Raw genomic sequence first — 15673 nt, forward strand, 5'->3', positions numbered from 1 at the left:
GTTGCCAGATTTGGATCAAGCATCGCGCTGTTTAATGGTCTGCAGTATTAATCAAATCATTTCCCCGTCTCTTCTATTAAAATGGTGGAAAGCTGATCACTCTCTGTCTTTTTTACCGAATCCGCATCCATTAACTGTTTTATCAGAAGGGAAAACAGCCCCGGAAGCAATTTTTCGGGAAATAGAGCGCAAGGATCCGGAACTTGATGAAGTTCTGTCCGATTACCGCCGCGAAGGCATTACTGTCATTCCGATTTCATCAAGCCGCTATCCAACATGGCTTAAAGCGATTTATGATCCGCCGGCTGTCTTGTATGCAAAAGGGAACACGCTGCTTCTTGAAAAAGGCAGAAAAATCGGGATTGTAGGAACGCGGAAACCGACGGAAGACGGAATAAAAGCGGTTGGGCATCTTTCCGCCGAACTCTCAAAAAAAGGCTGGATCATTGTAAGCGGGCTTGCATCCGGTATAGACGGATTGTCTCATAAGGCGAGCATCAGGGCAAAAGGGCTTACGATCGGCGTGATAGCCGGCGGATTCCATCACATCTATCCCCGGGAAAATCTCCTGTTAGCAGAATACATGGCTGAACACCATCTCCTACTCTCAGAACATCCTCCTGAAACAAAGCCGAAAAAATGGCACTTTCCGATGAGAAACCGCATAATCAGCGGACTAAGTGAAGGGATTGTGGTCGTGCAGGGAAAAGAAAAAAGCGGTTCATTAATCACAGCTTACCAGGCTCTCGATCAAGGCAGAGAGGTATTTGCCGTTCCGGGTTCCATATTTAATCCATATTCCGGAGGACCTATAAAACTCATTCAAGAAGGGGCGAAAGCTGTATTATGCGCAGAGGATATTGACGGAGAGCTGACCGCCCGATGCGTTCAGTATACGGAACCCTTTTGAAATATCGTTTGACAAACGGTATTGTAATATTTAATAATAGTGAGGATTTAAAGTTGCACATTATTTTCATGTATAAAATGACGTTCATCATAAAGAATGAAATGTTGAAAGCCATAAAAAGGCAGCTCTAAAATGAATTGATACTTGAAAAGAGAGAGAACACCTCTTGAGGGGGATGAAAATGTCTGATTATCTAGTCATCGTGGAATCGCCGGCAAAGGCGAAAACGATTGAACGTTATTTAGGGAAGAAATATAAAGTCAAAGCTTCAATGGGACATGTCCGGGATCTTCCGAAAAGTCAAATGGGAGTTGACATCGAACAGAACTTTGAACCGAAATATATTACGATCCGCGGAAAAGGCCCTGTTTTAAAAGAATTAAAAACAGCGGCAAAGAAAGCAAAAAAAGTCTATCTCGCGGCCGACCCCGACAGAGAAGGAGAAGCGATTGCATGGCATCTCGCACACAGCCTTGATCTGGATCTCAGCTCGGACTGCCGGGTCGTCTTTAATGAAATAACGAAAGACGCCATTAAAGAATCATTTAAACATCCGCGCATGATTAATATGGATCTTGTCGATGCGCAGCAGGCGCGCCGCATACTAGACAGACTCGTCGGATACAAAATCAGCCCGATTCTTTGGAAAAAAGTAAAAAAAGGCCTCAGTGCGGGCCGTGTGCAATCCGTTGCGCTCCGGCTGATCATCGACCGGGAAAAGGAAATCAATGACTTTAAACCTGAAGAGTACTGGACGATTACCGGCTCATTTTTAAAGGGAAAAGAGACGTTTGAAGCCGGATTTTTCGGAAAAAACGGCAAAAAGCTTCCTTTAAAAAGCGAAGAAGACGTAAAAGCCATCCTTGCTCAGCTGAAAGGCAATAAGTATACAGTTGACAAGGTTACGAAAAAAGAGCGCAAACGAAATCCCGCTCTGCCGTTTACAACGTCCACTCTGCAGCAGGAGGCTGCAAGAAAGCTGAATTTCAGAGCGAAGAAAACGATGATGATCGCTCAGCAATTATATGAAGGAATTGATCTCGGCAAAGAAGGGACAGTCGGGCTCATCACGTATATGAGAACGGACTCAACGCGGATTTCCAACACAGCCGTTGAAGAAGCGTCAGCTTTTATTGATCAGGCGTACGGAAAAGAGTACTTAGCGGGAAAACGGAAACCGGCAAAGAAAAATGAAAACGCTCAAGATGCCCACGAAGCGATCCGCCCGACTTCGGTGCTCAGAAAACCTGCCGACTTAAAAGCGGTGCTTGGAAGAGACCAGCTCAGATTATACAAGCTGATTTGGGAGCGCTTTGTTGCAAGCCAGATGGCGCCTGCCGTCCTTGATACGATGAGCGTCGATCTCAGCAATAACGGATTGACATTCCGGGCAAACGGAAGTAAAGTCAAATTCGCCGGCTTCATGAAAGTCTATGTAGAGGGTAAAGACGATCAGCTGGAAGAAAAAGACCGCATGCTTCCGGACCTTAAAGAGGGAGACACGGTTTTATCGAAAGATATTGAGCCTGAGCAGCACTTTACTCAGCCGCCTCCGCGTTATACAGAGGCGCGCCTGGTTAAAACGCTTGAAGAACTGGGGATCGGCCGTCCTTCGACATATGCGCCGACTCTTGACACCATCCAGCGCCGCGGTTACGTGGGATTAGACAATAAACGGTTTGTGCCGACTGAGCTTGGGCAGATCGTGCTGGATCTTATCATGGAGTTTTTCCCGGAAATCATTAACGTTGAATTCACGGCTAAAATGGAAAGAGACCTTGACCATGTTGAAGATGGCCAGACAGAATGGGTTCAAATCATTGACAGCTTCTATACTGATTTCGAAAAACGCGTGAAAAAAGCGGAAGCCGAAATGAAAGAAGTGGAAATTGAACCTGAATATGCCGATGAAGATTGTGAGTTATGCGGCTCCCGGATGGTTTATAAAATGGGCCGATACGGCAAATTTATGGCGTGCTCCAACTTCCCTGACTGCCGAAATACAAAACCGATTGTCAAACAAATCGGCGTAAAATGCCCTAAGTGCCATGAAGGAAACATTGTCGAACGAAAATCAAAAAAGAAACGCATCTTTTACGGCTGTGACCGTTATCCTGAATGCGACTTCGTATCTTGGGACAAACCGATTGAACGAAAATGCCCGAAATGTGAAAATATGCTCGTAGAGAAAAAGCTTAAAAAAGGCATACAAGTCCAATGCGTCGAATGCGATTATAAGGAAGAACCACAGAAGTAGCGGTGAGCAGAGCCTTGCTCACCTTCTTTGTGTGGAAGGGACAAACAACAGGAGATGAAAAGAAATGAACCAGCAAACAGTTAATGTAATCGGAGCAGGCCTTGCCGGAAGTGAAGCGGCATGGCAGCTTGCAAAACGAGGAATTCAAGTGAAACTATATGAAATGCGGCCCGTCAGGCAGACGGCAGCCCATCATACTGATAAATTCGCCGAACTGGTATGCAGCAACTCCCTCCGTTCAAATACACTCGCCAATGCGGTAGGCGTATTAAAGGAAGAAATGCGGGCGCTTGACTCGGCAATCATTCAATCTGCTGATAAATGCTCGGTTCCGGCCGGAGGAGCGCTTGCCGTTGACCGTCATGAATTTGCGCAAAGCGTGACGGATCTCGTGAAAAACCATCCGAACGTAACGGTTCTTACTGAGGAAGTAACAGAGATTCCGGAAGGCCCGACTGTTATCGCGACCGGACCGCTTACATCAGAATCGCTTTCACAGCAGCTGAAAGAGCTCACGGGAGAAGAGTATCTGTATTTTTATGACGCGGCGGCGCCGATTGTCGAAAAAGACAGCCTTGATATGGAGAAAGTGTACTTAAAATCCCGTTATGACAAGGGAGAAGCGGCGTACTTAAACTGCCCGATGACAGAGGAAGAGTTCGACCGTTTCTATGAAGCATTGACGACGGCTGAGACGGTACCTTTAAAAGAATTCGAAAAAGAAATCTTCTTTGAAGGCTGCATGCCGATTGAAGTCATGGCGAAAAGAGGCAAGAAAACGATGCTGTTCGGACCGATGAAACCGGTCGGACTGGAAGATCCGAAAACAGGCAAGCGCCCTTATGCAGTCGTTCAGCTCAGACAGGATGATGCGGCGGGAACGCTTTATAATATTGTAGGTTTTCAGACACATTTAAAATGGGGAGACCAAAAAGAAGTGCTTAAACTGATCCCCGGCCTTGAAAATGTTGATATCGTCAGATACGGCGTCATGCACAGAAACACATTTATCAACTCGCCGAGCCTTTTGAACCCGACATATCAATTTAAACAGCGGAACGATCTGTTTTTCGCGGGCCAAATGACCGGCGTAGAGGGTTATGTTGAATCTGCCGCTTCAGGTCTTGTAGCGGGAATCAATGCCGCCAAACTTGTGCTCGGTCAGGATCTTGTGACATTCCCGCAGGAGACGGCAATCGGAAGCATGGCTCACTACATTACGACGACAAATCAGAAGAACTTCCAGCCGATGAATGCAAACTTCGGCCTCTTAAAAGAATTGCCTGTAAAAATTAAAAACAAAAAAGAAAGAAATGAAGAATACGCTAAACGCGCAATTGAAACTATTCAAACTATTTCGAAAACGATATAGCTTTTCATTGCAACTTCGATGCATTATATGATACCATTTAAAAGCCCTTCGGAGAGGGAGGTCTTCATAATGACTGAGAATGTTAACTTTTTTTTAAAGTTATTCGTTGAATATTTACAAATTGAAAAAAATTATTCACAATATACTATTGTGAATTATGTTAATTCGATTGAAGAATTTGGGATGTTTCTGCATGCTCAAAATATAAATGGAATGAAAGAAGTTGCATATCATGATGTGAGAATATTTTTGACAGAGGCTTATGAAAAAGGCCTGTCAAGAAAAACAATCAGCAAGAAAATTTCAGCTTTGAGAAGCTTCTATAAATTTTTAATGAGGGAAAAGCTTGTTGAAGAGAATCCGTTTCAGCTTGTTCATCTGCCGAAACAAGAGAAACGGATTCCGAAGTTTCTTTATGAAAAAGAACTTGAGGAACTATTCGCTGTTTCAGACAGAAGTCAGCCGTCAGGGATGCGCGATCAGGCCCTGCTTGAGCTTCTTTATGCGACCGGAATGAGGGTCAGTGAGTGCTGTACGCTTACTGTCGGCGATCTTGACCTGTTCATGGATACGGTGCTCGTTCACGGGAAAGGCAAGAAGCAGCGCTATATCCCGTTCGGCTCATATGCCCGTGATGCGCTGGAGCTGTATATCAACAGCGGAAGGCAGTGCCTGCTTGAAAAAGCAAAAGAGCCTCATGATGTGCTGTTTGTCAATCAAAGAGGCGGCCCGCTGACCGCCAGAGGAATCCGGTATATTTTAAGCGGGCTTGTAAAAAAAGCATCCGGCACTTTACATATACACCCGCATATGCTTCGGCACACGTTTGCGACTCATCTGCTGAATGAAGGGGCTGATTTAAGAAGCGTCCAGGAGCTTTTGGGCCATTCCAATCTGTCTTCTACGCAGATATACACGCATGTATCGAAGGAAATGCTGAGAAACACATATATGTCCCACCACCCGAGAGCTTTTAAAGAAAATTAAAAGGAGGCCCTTCTCATGTCATCTTTTCATGCGACAACGATTTTTGCCGTCCAGCATAACGGGAAAAGCGCTATGTCAGGAGACGGCCAGGTCACATTCGGTCAGGCTGTAGTCATGAAACATACCGCGAGAAAAGTGAGAAAGCTGTTTAACGGAAAGGTTCTGGCCGGATTTGCAGGATCTGTTGCAGACGCTTTCACACTTTTTGAAATGTTTGAGGCGAAGCTTGAAGAATACAACGGCAATTTAAAACGTGCGTCGGTTGAGCTTGCGAAAGAATGGCGCAGCGATAAAGTGCTGCGCAAGCTGGAAGCCATGCTGATTGTCATGAACCAGGATACCTTGCTTCTCGTATCGGGAACAGGTGAAGTGATTGAGCCGGATGACGGCATTTTGGCAATCGGCTCCGGCGGAAACTACGCCCTGTCAGCAGGAAGAGCGCTGAAAACCTATGCCGGAGAGAATCTGTCCGCCAAAGATATTGCAAAAGCCGCTTTGAAAATCGCGGGCGAGATTTGTGTGTACACAAACGATCAGATCATTTTGGAAGAACTTGAATAGAAAGGACTTGAGGCGCATGGAAAACAAACCGTTAACACCGAGACAAATCGTAGATCGGTTGGATCAATACATTGTAGGACAGCAGGATGCGAAAAAAGCTGTCGCCGTGGCATTAAGAAACCGCTATCGCAGAAGTCTTCTTGATGAAAAACTGAGAGACGAGATCGTTCCCAAAAACATCCTGATGATGGGCCCGACCGGGGTGGGGAAAACAGAGATCGCCAGACGGATCGCCAAGCTTACCGGTGCGCCATTTATAAAAATTGAAGCGACAAAATTTACAGAAGTCGGCTATGTAGGCAGAGATGTCGAATCAATGGTCAGAGACCTCGTTGAGACATCCGTGCGGCTCATTAAAGAAGAAAAAATCAGCGAAGTGAAAGAACAGGCTGAAGAAAATGCAAACAAACGTATAGTGCGGCTTCTCGTTCCGGGAAAGAAAAAACAAGCGGGAGTGAAAAATCCGTTTGAAATGCTTTTCGGAGGAAGCCAGGCGGCAAATGATGATGAAGCCGACCAGCAGGAAGAAGCAAGCCTTGAAGAGAAAAGAAAGCGCATGGCGCATCAGCTCGCATTGGGAGAGCTCGAAGACCATTACGTCTCCGTAGAGGTGGAAGAGCAGCAGCCGTCGATGTTTGACATGCTGCAAGGCTCCGGGATGGAGCAGATGGGCATGAATATGCAGGATGCGCTGAGCAATCTGGTGCCAAAAAAGAAAAAACGCCGCAAAATGACGGTCAGAGAAGCAAGGAAGGTTCTGACCAATGAAGAGGCAGGCAAATTAATCGATATGGATGAAGTCGGCCAAGAAGCCGTGTTAAGAGCTGAAGAGGGCGGCATTATCTTTATTGACGAAATAGATAAAATCGCAAAAAACGGAGGGGCTTCTTCCTCAGCAGATGTATCGAGAGAAGGCGTTCAAAGAGATATCCTTCCGATTGTCGAAGGATCTACCGTCGTCACGAAATACGGCTCCGTCAAAACAGATCACGTGCTGTTTATCGCAGCCGGGGCATTCCATATGGCCAAACCGTCTGATCTGATTCCGGAGCTGCAGGGCCGCTTTCCGATTCGTGTAGAATTGAGCAAGCTGACAGTAGATGATTTTGTGAAGATTCTCGTCGAACCCGATAACGCGCTGCTAAAACAATATCAGGCTTTATTGCAGACAGAAGGTATATCTCTTGAATTTTCTGACGAAGCTATTCGTAAGATCGCCGAAGTAGCTTATCATGTGAATCAGGATACGGACAACATCGGAGCGAGAAGGCTTCACACGATATTGGAACGTCTCTTGGAAGACCTGTCGTTTGAAGCGCCGGACGTGACGATGGAAAAAGTCGCTATCACGCCGCAATACGTTGAAGAAAAGCTCGGAACGATTGCAAACAACAAAGATCTAAGTCAATTTATATTGTGAAAATTTAATAAGAGGAATTCTAGGAGGATTATTTATCATGGCTTTACTACAAAAAACACGAATTATTAACAGCATGCTGCAGGCTGCGGCAGGCAAACCCGTAAACTTTAAAGAAATGGCTGAAACGCTTCGTGACGTCATTGATTCTAATATTTTCGTCGTCAGCCGCAGAGGAAAGCTTTTGGGCTACTCTATTAATCAGCAGATTGAAAATGACCGCATGAAAAAAATGCTTGAAGACCGCCAGTTCCCGGAAGAGTACACGAGAAATCTGTTCAATGTTCCGGAGACGTCTTCAAACCTTGATATCAACAGCGAATACACGGCGTTTCCTGTAGAAAACAGAGACCTGTTCCAAGCGGGCTTAACAACGATCGTGCCGATCATCGGCGGAGGAGAGAGACTGGGCACGCTCATTCTGTCCCGTCTGCAGGATCAATTTGAAGATGATGATCTCATTCTTGCTGAATACGGAGCAACCGTTGTAGGAATGGAGATTTTAAGAGAAAAAGCAGAAGAAATCGAAGAAGAGGCGCGAAGCAAAGCGGTTGTTCAAATGGCGATCAGTTCTCTGTCTTACAGTGAACTTGAAGCGATTGAGCATATCTTTGAAGAGCTTGACGGAAACGAAGGCTTGCTTGTGGCAAGTAAGATTGCGGACCGTGTCGGCATTACGCGTTCAGTAATCGTTAACGCGCTGAGAAAGCTGGAAAGCGCAGGCGTCATTGAATCCAGATCACTGGGAATGAAGGGGACGTACATTAAAGTTCTGAACAACAAATTCCTTATTGAATTGGAAAACCTTAAATCTCATTAAGACAAAAGCAGGATCCCTAAAAATGGGCGTCCTGCTTTTTTTATGGACAATAGGTGAAAAGTTGCAGTTTAAAGTTGCTTATTGGAATCTGATCTGAGATAATCCATCTTGCTGTGTGAAAAAAGGAGGAAGATACAGAAATTCTGCTATTTTCAGTCTAATATTAAACAAATCCTTGTAGTACAAATATTCTAGGACTTAATACCTACATACAAAATAGATATAATTGAGCACTTTTTTTTAGCCTAACTTCATAGACTTTAAGCCTGTTATTTCTTACAATAAGCATATGGTTTTACAATTCTCGACAAGGATTTTTAGGAGAAAAATATCTGAAATGGAGGTAAGTGGATTTGGACTTATTTTCTGGAACTATACAAAATCTTGAGAATGCCTTGGGGAGAGCGGACATTAAGCAAAAAGTCTTAACTAATAATATCGCCAATATAGATACACCGAACTACAAGGCAAAAAAAGTCTCTTTCCGAAATTTGTTAGATCAGGAAACATCCAATCTTGAGGCTGTAAAAACCGACTATCGGCACGTTGACTTTACGGGTTCGGGGGACGATTATTCTATCGTGTCCAGCAGTGATACATCGTACCAGCAAAACGGAAACAATGTCGATATCGACAAAGAAATGACAGATTTAGCCGAAAACCAAATTAATTATCAGGCTTTGGTTGAAAGAATGAGCGGCAAATTCAATTCTCTGAAAACCGTCTTGACAGGAGGAAAATAATGAGTGGCTTTCAAAGCTTAAATATTTCGGGTTCCGCTTTAACTGCACAGCGTGTCCGGATGGATGTCGTATCGTCCAACCTGGCCAATATGGATACAACGAGAGCGAAGCAGGTAAATGGCGAATGGGTGCCTTACAGAAGAAAGCTGGTATCTCTCCAATCCGGAGGCGAATCATTTTCGTCCCTTTTACATTCCAAGATGAACGGAACAGGAAGCGCGGGAAGTGGCGTAAAGGTATCTGGTGTTACGGAAGACCCGTCCGCTTTTAATCTCGTTTATGATCCGGAGAATCCTGATGCGAATAAAGACGGATATGTACAAAAACCAAATGTAGATCCATTAAAGGAAATGGTGGATCTTGTCAGCAGCTCGAGATCATATGAAGCAAACGTAACTGCATTAAACGCCTCCAAAGGCATGCTTTTGAAGGCTTTAGAAATCGGAAAGTAAGGTGATGTAAGTGGTTAACGCTATTACTCCTTTTCAGCTTCAACAAACCCAAAACACTCAAAACGTAACGAATCAATTAAACCAAACTCAAAAAACTGATTCTTCAAACCAAACAAGCTTTTCGGAGCTTTTAAAAAACTCTATTGATTCGTTAAATGAGTCACAAGTAAAATCTGACCAAATAACGAACGAACTGGCTGCAGGAAAGGATGTAAACCTTGACGAGGTCATGATCGCTGCCCAAAAAGCAAATATTTCTCTGACGGCCGCTACCGAATTCCGCAATAAAGCCGTGGAAGCCTATCAGGAAATCATGAGAATGCAGATGTAGTGGTCAGATTGAAGAGAATGACTGGAATGACCGGGGGTTAACATGAATCGTACTCTAATGCAAATGAAAACCAAAACGGCAGCGTTTTGGAACAACAGATCAAAAACACAGAAGATACTCATGGTAAGCGGCTTGGCCGCATTCATTATTTTACTCATCGTCGTTATTATTTTTACTTCGTCTGAAAAGATGGTGCCTCTTTATAAAGATTTGTCCGCGGAAGAAGCGGGGAAGATTAAAGAAGAGCTCGATACGAAAAAGGTGTCTTCTGAACTTGCTGACGGCGGCACGGTCATTAAGGTTCCTGAGAGCCAAGTGGATTCGCTTAAAGTCCAGCTTGCCGCAGAAGGCCTGCCGAAAACGGGATCAATTGATTATTCGTTCTTCGGACAAAATGCGGGCTTCGGCCTGACAGATAATGAGTTTGACGTTTTAAAGGTTGAGGCGACTCAGACCGAATTGTCAAACCTGATAAATGAAATGGACGGTATTAAAAGCTCGAAGGTCATGATCAATATGCCGAAAGAAGCCGTGTTCGTCGGTGAAGATCAGCCGGCAGCATCCGCTTCAATCGTTTTGCAGATTAAACCGGGCTACTCGCTTGATCAAAACCAGATCAACGGGCTGTACCATCTCGTTTCTAAAAGTGTTCCGAACTTAAAAGAAGATAATATCGTCATAATGGATCAAAATTCTACATATTATGACAAAAGTGACGGCGGTGCAGGGTCCGTTTCTGACAGTTATGCTTCTCAGCAAGGTATTAAGTCGCAGGTCGAAAAGGACGTTCAAAAACATGTTCAGTCACTGCTCGGCACAATGATGGGGCAGGATAAGGTCGTGGTTTCCGTAACGGCGGATATTGACTTCACGAAGGAAAAACGCACTGAAGACACTGTCGAACCTGTCGATAAAGATAACATGGAAGGCATAGCGGTAAGCGCCGAAAAAGTTGCGGAAACGTACAAAGGCGACGGCGCGGCCAACGGCGGCACGGCCGGAACGGGAAGCAATGACACCGCGAACTATGCCGAGACAAACGGCGGTTCAAACAGCGGGGACTACGAAAAAAGCAGCAATAAAATCAACTATGAAGTCAACCGCATCCATAAAGAAATCGCTGAAAGCCCGTATAAAGTGCGTGATTTAGGCATTCAGGTCATGGTGGAGCCGCCTAATCCGAAAAATGCCGCTTCCTTATCAGCACAGAGACAGGCTGATATACAGAAGATTTTAGGAACGGTCGTCAGAACGTCTCTTGATAAAAACGAAACGCAAAATCAAAACCTGACAGACAATGATATCAACAATAAAATCGTTGTATCCGTTCAGCCGTTTGACGGAAAAACAAGCCTGAACACAGATTCGGCACAATCTTTAGGTCTTCCGATCTGGGTATACATTACAGGCGGCGTACTGCTTGCGGCCATTATTCTGCTTATTATTCTCCTCATCAGAAAGAAACGCTCACAAGAGGATGAATACGAAGAATATGAATATGAAACACCGCCGGAGCCGGTTCGATTGCCTGATATCAACGAAGAGAAAATTGAAACGGAAGAAACAGTCAGACGAAAACAGCTTGAAAAAATGGCTAAAGAAAAACCGGAAGACTTTGCTAAATTGCTTCGAAGCTGGCTGGACGAGGATTAGGGGGAATGGAAAATGGCGAAACGTGATCAGAACAAGCTTACAGGAAAACAAAAAGCAGCCATCCTCATGATTTCCTTAGGCCTTGATGTATCAGCTTCTGTATACAAGCATTTGTCTGAAGAAGAAATTGAAAGATTGACACTCGAGATTTCGGGAGTCAGAAGCGTCGATCATCAAAGAAAAGATGAAATCATTGAAGAATTTCATAATATCGCAATCGCTCAGGACTATATTTCACAAGGCGGTTTAAATTACGCCCGCCAAGTGCTTGAAAAAGCGCTCGGAGAAGACAAAGCGGTAAGCATTTTAAACAGGCTCACCTCTTCTTTGCAGGTAAAGCCGTTTGACTTCGCAAGAAAAGCGGAACCCGAACAGATTTTAAATTTCATTCAGCAGGAACATCCGCAAACGATGGCGCTGATTTTATCCTACCTTGACCCGGTGCAGGCCGGACAGATTTTGTCTGAGCTGAACCCGGACGTTCAGGCTGAGGTGGCAAGAAGGATTGCGGTTATGGACAGAACGTCTCCTGAAATCATAAATGAAGTGGAGCGGGTCCTTGAACAAAAGCTGTCCTCCTCCTTTACGCAGGATTATACGCAGACCGGCGGCATAGAAGCCGTTGTTGAAGTGTTAAACGGCGTAGACAGAGGAACGGAAAAAACGATCCTTGATTCATTAGAAATCCAAGATCCTGAGTTGGCGGATGAAATCAAAAAACGGATGTTTGTCTTTGAAGATATTGTCACCCTTGATAACCGTGCGATTCAGCGCGTGATCAGAGACGTTGAAAACGACGACCTCCTGCTTTCATTGAAGGTTGCGAGCGAGGAAGTCAAAGAAATCGTCTTCAGCAATATGTCACAGCGTATGGTTGAAACGTTTAAAGAGGAAATGGAGATTATGGGGCCTGTGCGTTTGCGTGATGTGGAAGAGGCGCAATCAAGAATCGTGGGCGTCGTCCGCAAGCTGGAAGAAGCCGGTGAAATTGTAATCGCGCGAGGCGGAGGAGACGATATTATTGTCTAATATCATTAAACAGCAATCATCATTTTCTCCTGAACAAAAACGGCGCAAGCTTTCCTTGCAGGAAGTCAGGAAAACACATTCCCAGCCAGACCGGGAGGAACCCGAAAATCCAGAGGCTCTCATGGCTTTTGCCAAAGCAGAAGCCGACAGGGTGTCTGAAGAAGCGAAAAATCAATTAGAGCACACTCTTCGGCAGATTGAAGAAGCGAAAAACCGCTGGGCGGAAGAAAAACAAAGATTGATAGAAGAAGCAAAGGCAGAAGGATATGAAGAAGGCATGGCATTGGGAAAAGCCGAGGCTCAAGCTGAATACGCTAATCTCATCAGCCGGGCCAATGCCGTTATGGAAATGGCGAGACAGTCAGTCGAGGAAAAACTGGAAAGCGCTGAGGAAGAAATTATTGAGCTTTCCGTTGCGCTCGCTAAAAAAGTATGGCGGCAAAAAAGTGATGATAAAGAGGCTTTCCTTCTGCTGGTCAAACAGGTAGTAGCCGAAGTAAAAGATTATGATGACATCTCCATCTATGTGGACCCTGAATATTATGAGACGGTTCATCAGCATATGGACGAAATTCAGCAGCTGTTATACAAAGAATGCAGATTAAGCTTATATGCCGATGAAAAAGCCGCGAAGGGAACGTGCTCGATAGAAACTCCGTTCGGACGTGTCGATGCAGGCATAGACACCCAGCTGATGCAATTAAAGCAAAAACTTTTAACGGCGCTTGAGGCGGGAGCGGAGCAATGAAGACACAGTATTTAATAGACTCAATTGAAACAGCGGATCCGTACAAGCGCTACGGCAAGGTTAAACGGGTCATCGGGCTGATGATTGAATCAAAAGGGCCCGAAAGCTCAATCGGAGATGTTTGTCTCATTTATCCGAAAGGCCATGCGAAAAAAGCGATTAAAGCTGAGGTTGTAGGCTTCCAGGATGAAAACATTCTGCTAATGCCTTATCTGGAAGCGGCCAGCATCGCGCCGGGCAGCATTGTGGAGGCCACTGGCGAGTCGCTCCGCATCAAAGTAGGCGCGGGTTTAATCGGACAGGTTGTTGATGCGTTCGGCGAACCTCTTGACGGCCGGGCGCTTCCGAAAGGTTTGTCCCCCGTTTCGACCGAGCAGCCGCCGCCAAACCCGATGAAACGCCCGCCGATACGGGAAAAGATGGGTGTCGGCGTCAGATCGATTGACAGTCTGCTGACGGTAGGAAAAGGGCAGAGAATCGGGATTTTTGCCGGAAGCGGAGTCGGAAAAAGCACCCTGATGGGAATGATCGCGAAGCAGACTGAAGCTGATTTAAACATTATCGCACTCGTCGGTGAACGGGGGCGCGAGGTGCGTGAATTCATCGAGAAGGATTTAGGCGAAGAAGGCCTGAAACGCTCGATAGTCGTAGTCGCGACCTCTGATCAGCCTGCCTTAATGCGTTTGAAAGCGGCGTATACGGCCACCGCCATTGCAGAGTACTTCCGCGATAAAGGCCGGAATGTGATGTTCATGATGGACTCTGTCACGAGGGTCGCGATGGCTCAGCGGGAAATCGGCCTGGCAGCGGGAGAACCGCCGACAACAAAAGGATATACACCTTCTGTGTTCGCTATTTTGCCCCGTTTGCTGGAAAGAACGGGCGCGAATGAACAAGGAACGATAACCGCTTTTTATACGGTTCTCGTTGACGGAGATGACATGAACGAACCGATTGCCGATACGGTGCGCGGAATATTAGACGGCCATATCGTTCTCGATCGGGCGCTTGCCAACAAAGGGCAGTTCCCGGCCGTGAACATCCTGAAAAGCATCAGCAGGGTCATGTCTAATATTTCAGACACATCGCATATAGAGGCGGCCAACAAATTCCGCGATCTTCTGTCAACTTATCAAAACTCTGAAGATCTCATTAATATCGGAGCTTACAAAAGAGGATCATCAAGAGAAATTGATGAAGCGATTCAGTTTTATCCGCAGCTTATTCAATTTTTAAAACAAGGAACGGAAGAACCTGCTCACTTGGAAGACAGCATTGCGGCATTGACGAGCCTGACAGGAAAAGAGGAATAAACATCGTGGCATACCAATTCAGATTTCAAAAGCTGCTGGAATTAAAAGAAAATGAAAAAGACCAAACATTGACTGAATACAGACAATCGGTTTCTGAATTTGAGACAGTGGCTGAAAAACTATATGAAAATATGAGCAAAAAAGAATTGCTCGAAAAAGACAAAGAATCAAAGCTGAAATGCGGGATGAGCGTTCAGGAAATGAGACATTATCAGCACTTCGTTTCCAATCTTGAGAACACCATCTATCATTATCAAAAGCTTGTCATCATGAAACGAAATGAAATGAATGAGAAGCAGGAACAGCTCACCGAAAAAAACATTGAAGTAAAGAAATTTGAAAAAATGCGGGAAAAACAATTTAATATGTTCGCACTTGAAGACAAAGCTGCAGAGATGAGGGAAATGGACGACATTTCAATCAAGCAGTTTATGATTCAGGGGCATTAGGAGCGAATGAAATGGCCGATAAAGAAAAGAGATCTGGAAAGTTCGGTTCAATCCTGCTTTTTATCATGATCCCGCTGATTTTTCTGATCATCGTCGCAAGCATCATCCTTTGGGCTGCCGGCGTTGATGTGATGAAGCCGATTCAGGAAACAGCCGCTAAAACGCCTGTTTTAAAAGAATTGGTTCCCGAAACGAAAGAAATGAAAAGCGCGGCGGAAAAGCAGAAGGAAGACAGAACGGCTTCTCTTGAAAAGACCATAAAGGAACAAAAAAGTGAAATTAACATTTTGAATAAAGATTTAGACACAAGCAAATCCGAAATCGATAATCTGAATCAGAAAATCCGTTCACTGAAACAGGAAGCTGAACAGCAGCAGAAAACGAAGACGGATGAAACGAAAAAAGACGCTTCGGATTCAGCCGGAAAAGATAAGATGATCAACATCTATAAAAGTATGGACAGCGGTAAAGCGGCAAGCATTATCGTAAAGCTGAAAGAAAAAGAAGCCCTCGATATTTTAAACGGATTAAGTAAAAAGCAGCTTGCTGAAATCTTGACGAAAATGACTCCTGAACAAGCGGCTAAATATACAGAAAAACTATCCGCTGACGGAAATAAGGAGTGATGTAA

General features: G+C 44.9%; 16 protein-coding genes. All 16 read left to right on the forward strand.

Annotated elements, in window-relative coordinates:
- Positions 1 to 10 precede the first annotated feature (10 nt).
- The 16 genes from dprA to SB847_RS03810 all read left to right on the forward strand — a co-directional run bounded on the left by dprA (position 11) and on the right by SB847_RS03810 (position 15668).
- Positions 11 to 910, forward strand: coding sequence for a DNA-processing protein DprA (gene dprA, locus SB847_RS03735; RefSeq protein ID WP_042635190.1), 900 nt, complete (start codon positions 11 to 13; stop codon positions 908 to 910).
- A 181-nt stretch (positions 911 to 1091) separates the two neighbouring features.
- Entirely contained in the window at positions 1092 to 3167 is a 2076-nt protein-coding gene (topA, locus tag SB847_RS03740; protein ID WP_007409771.1) for a type I DNA topoisomerase, read from the forward strand.
- A 64-nt stretch (positions 3168 to 3231) separates the two neighbouring features.
- Positions 3232 to 4539 (forward strand): FADH(2)-oxidizing methylenetetrahydrofolate--tRNA-(uracil(54)-C(5))-methyltransferase TrmFO, encoded by a 1308-nt coding sequence (gene trmFO / locus SB847_RS03745; RefSeq protein WP_012117550.1) that lies wholly within the window; start codon positions 3232 to 3234, stop codon positions 4537 to 4539.
- Between the two features lie 69 nt (positions 4540 to 4608).
- Positions 4609 to 5526 carry a tyrosine recombinase XerC gene (gene xerC / locus SB847_RS03750; protein WP_410562283.1) on the forward strand — a complete coding sequence of 306 codons (918 nt, stop codon included), beginning with the start codon at positions 4609 to 4611 and terminating at the stop codon, positions 5524 to 5526.
- A 15-nt stretch (positions 5527 to 5541) separates the two neighbouring features.
- Complete coding sequence (hslV, locus tag SB847_RS03755) at positions 5542 to 6087, forward strand: ATP-dependent protease subunit HslV (protein ID WP_003154267.1); 546 nt, start codon at positions 5542 to 5544, stop codon at positions 6085 to 6087.
- Positions 6088 to 6103: 16 nt separating this feature from the next.
- Positions 6104 to 7507: an ATP-dependent protease ATPase subunit HslU gene (hslU, locus tag SB847_RS03760; RefSeq protein ID WP_007611413.1), complete on the forward strand. Its 1404-nt coding sequence runs from the start codon at positions 6104 to 6106 to the stop codon at positions 7505 to 7507.
- 37 nt (positions 7508 to 7544) lie between these two features.
- The gene (gene codY / locus SB847_RS03765) at positions 7545 to 8324 is read left to right on the forward strand and encodes a GTP-sensing pleiotropic transcriptional regulator CodY (RefSeq protein ID WP_003154263.1); all 780 of its coding nucleotides are present in this window, start codon (positions 7545 to 7547) and stop codon (positions 8322 to 8324) included.
- 353 nt (positions 8325 to 8677) lie between these two features.
- Positions 8678 to 9067 carry a flagellar basal body rod protein FlgB gene (flgB, locus tag SB847_RS03770; protein ID WP_003154260.1) on the forward strand — a complete coding sequence of 130 codons (390 nt, stop codon included), beginning with the start codon at positions 8678 to 8680 and terminating at the stop codon, positions 9065 to 9067.
- A complete protein-coding gene (gene flgC / locus SB847_RS03775; protein ID WP_007409776.1) occupies positions 9067 to 9519 on the forward strand; it encodes a flagellar basal body rod protein FlgC in 453 nt (150 codons plus the stop codon). The genes flgB and flgC overlap by 1 nt, the downstream gene beginning before the upstream one ends.
- A gap of 10 nt (positions 9520 to 9529) precedes the next feature.
- Complete coding sequence (gene fliE, locus SB847_RS03780) at positions 9530 to 9850, forward strand: flagellar hook-basal body complex protein FliE (protein WP_007409777.1); 321 nt, start codon at positions 9530 to 9532, stop codon at positions 9848 to 9850.
- 42 nt (positions 9851 to 9892) lie between these two features.
- On the forward strand, positions 9893 to 11503 hold the full coding sequence (gene fliF / locus SB847_RS03785) for a flagellar basal-body MS-ring/collar protein FliF (protein ID WP_410562275.1): 1611 nt from the start codon (positions 9893 to 9895) through the stop codon (positions 11501 to 11503).
- 12 nt (positions 11504 to 11515) lie between these two features.
- Positions 11516 to 12532, forward strand: coding sequence for a flagellar motor switch protein FliG (fliG, locus tag SB847_RS03790; RefSeq protein WP_003154256.1), 1017 nt, complete (start codon positions 11516 to 11518; stop codon positions 12530 to 12532).
- Positions 12525 to 13280 (forward strand): flagellar assembly protein FliH, encoded by a 756-nt coding sequence (fliH, locus tag SB847_RS03795; RefSeq protein ID WP_326157060.1) that lies wholly within the window; start codon positions 12525 to 12527, stop codon positions 13278 to 13280. Before fliG ends, fliH begins: the two co-directional genes overlap by 8 nt.
- A complete protein-coding gene (gene fliI, locus SB847_RS03800) occupies positions 13277 to 14593 on the forward strand; it encodes a flagellar protein export ATPase FliI (protein WP_335494972.1) in 1317 nt (438 codons plus the stop codon). The genes fliH and fliI overlap by 4 nt, the downstream gene beginning before the upstream one ends.
- Before the next feature lie 5 nt (positions 14594 to 14598).
- Positions 14599 to 15042, forward strand: coding sequence for a flagellar export protein FliJ (gene fliJ / locus SB847_RS03805; RefSeq protein WP_032874893.1), 444 nt, complete (start codon positions 14599 to 14601; stop codon positions 15040 to 15042).
- 11 nt (positions 15043 to 15053) lie between these two features.
- On the forward strand, positions 15054 to 15668 hold the full coding sequence (locus tag SB847_RS03810; RefSeq protein ID WP_015388236.1) for a MotE family protein: 615 nt from the start codon (positions 15054 to 15056) through the stop codon (positions 15666 to 15668).
- Positions 15669 to 15673 lie beyond the last annotated feature (5 nt).

This window comes from Bacillus sp. SIMBA_026 (genome assembly GCF_046535335.1).
GTDB classification, from domain to species: Bacteria; Bacillota; Bacilli; order Bacillales; family Bacillaceae; genus Bacillus; species Bacillus velezensis.

Coding starts and splice junctions, on each gene's coding strand:
- topA (WP_007409771.1), top strand. CDS start 1,092: ATGTCTGATTATCTAGTCATCGTGGAATCGCCGGCAAAGGCGAAAACG.
- trmFO (WP_012117550.1), top strand. CDS start 3,232: ATGAACCAGCAAACAGTTAATGTAATCGGAGCAGGCCTTGCCGGAAGT.
- xerC (WP_410562283.1), top strand. CDS start 4,609: ATGACTGAGAATGTTAACTTTTTTTTAAAGTTATTCGTTGAATATTTA.
- hslV (WP_003154267.1), top strand. CDS start 5,542: ATGTCATCTTTTCATGCGACAACGATTTTTGCCGTCCAGCATAACGGG.
- hslU (WP_007611413.1), top strand. CDS start 6,104: ATGGAAAACAAACCGTTAACACCGAGACAAATCGTAGATCGGTTGGAT.
- codY (WP_003154263.1), top strand. CDS start 7,545: ATGGCTTTACTACAAAAAACACGAATTATTAACAGCATGCTGCAGGCT.
- flgC (WP_007409776.1), top strand. CDS start 9,067: ATGAGTGGCTTTCAAAGCTTAAATATTTCGGGTTCCGCTTTAACTGCA.
- fliF (WP_410562275.1), top strand. CDS start 9,893: ATGAATCGTACTCTAATGCAAATGAAAACCAAAACGGCAGCGTTTTGG.
- fliG (WP_003154256.1), top strand. CDS start 11,516: ATGGCGAAACGTGATCAGAACAAGCTTACAGGAAAACAAAAAGCAGCC.
- fliI (WP_335494972.1), top strand. CDS start 13,277: ATGAAGACACAGTATTTAATAGACTCAATTGAAACAGCGGATCCGTAC.
- SB847_RS03810 (WP_015388236.1), top strand. CDS start 15,054: ATGGCCGATAAAGAAAAGAGATCTGGAAAGTTCGGTTCAATCCTGCTT.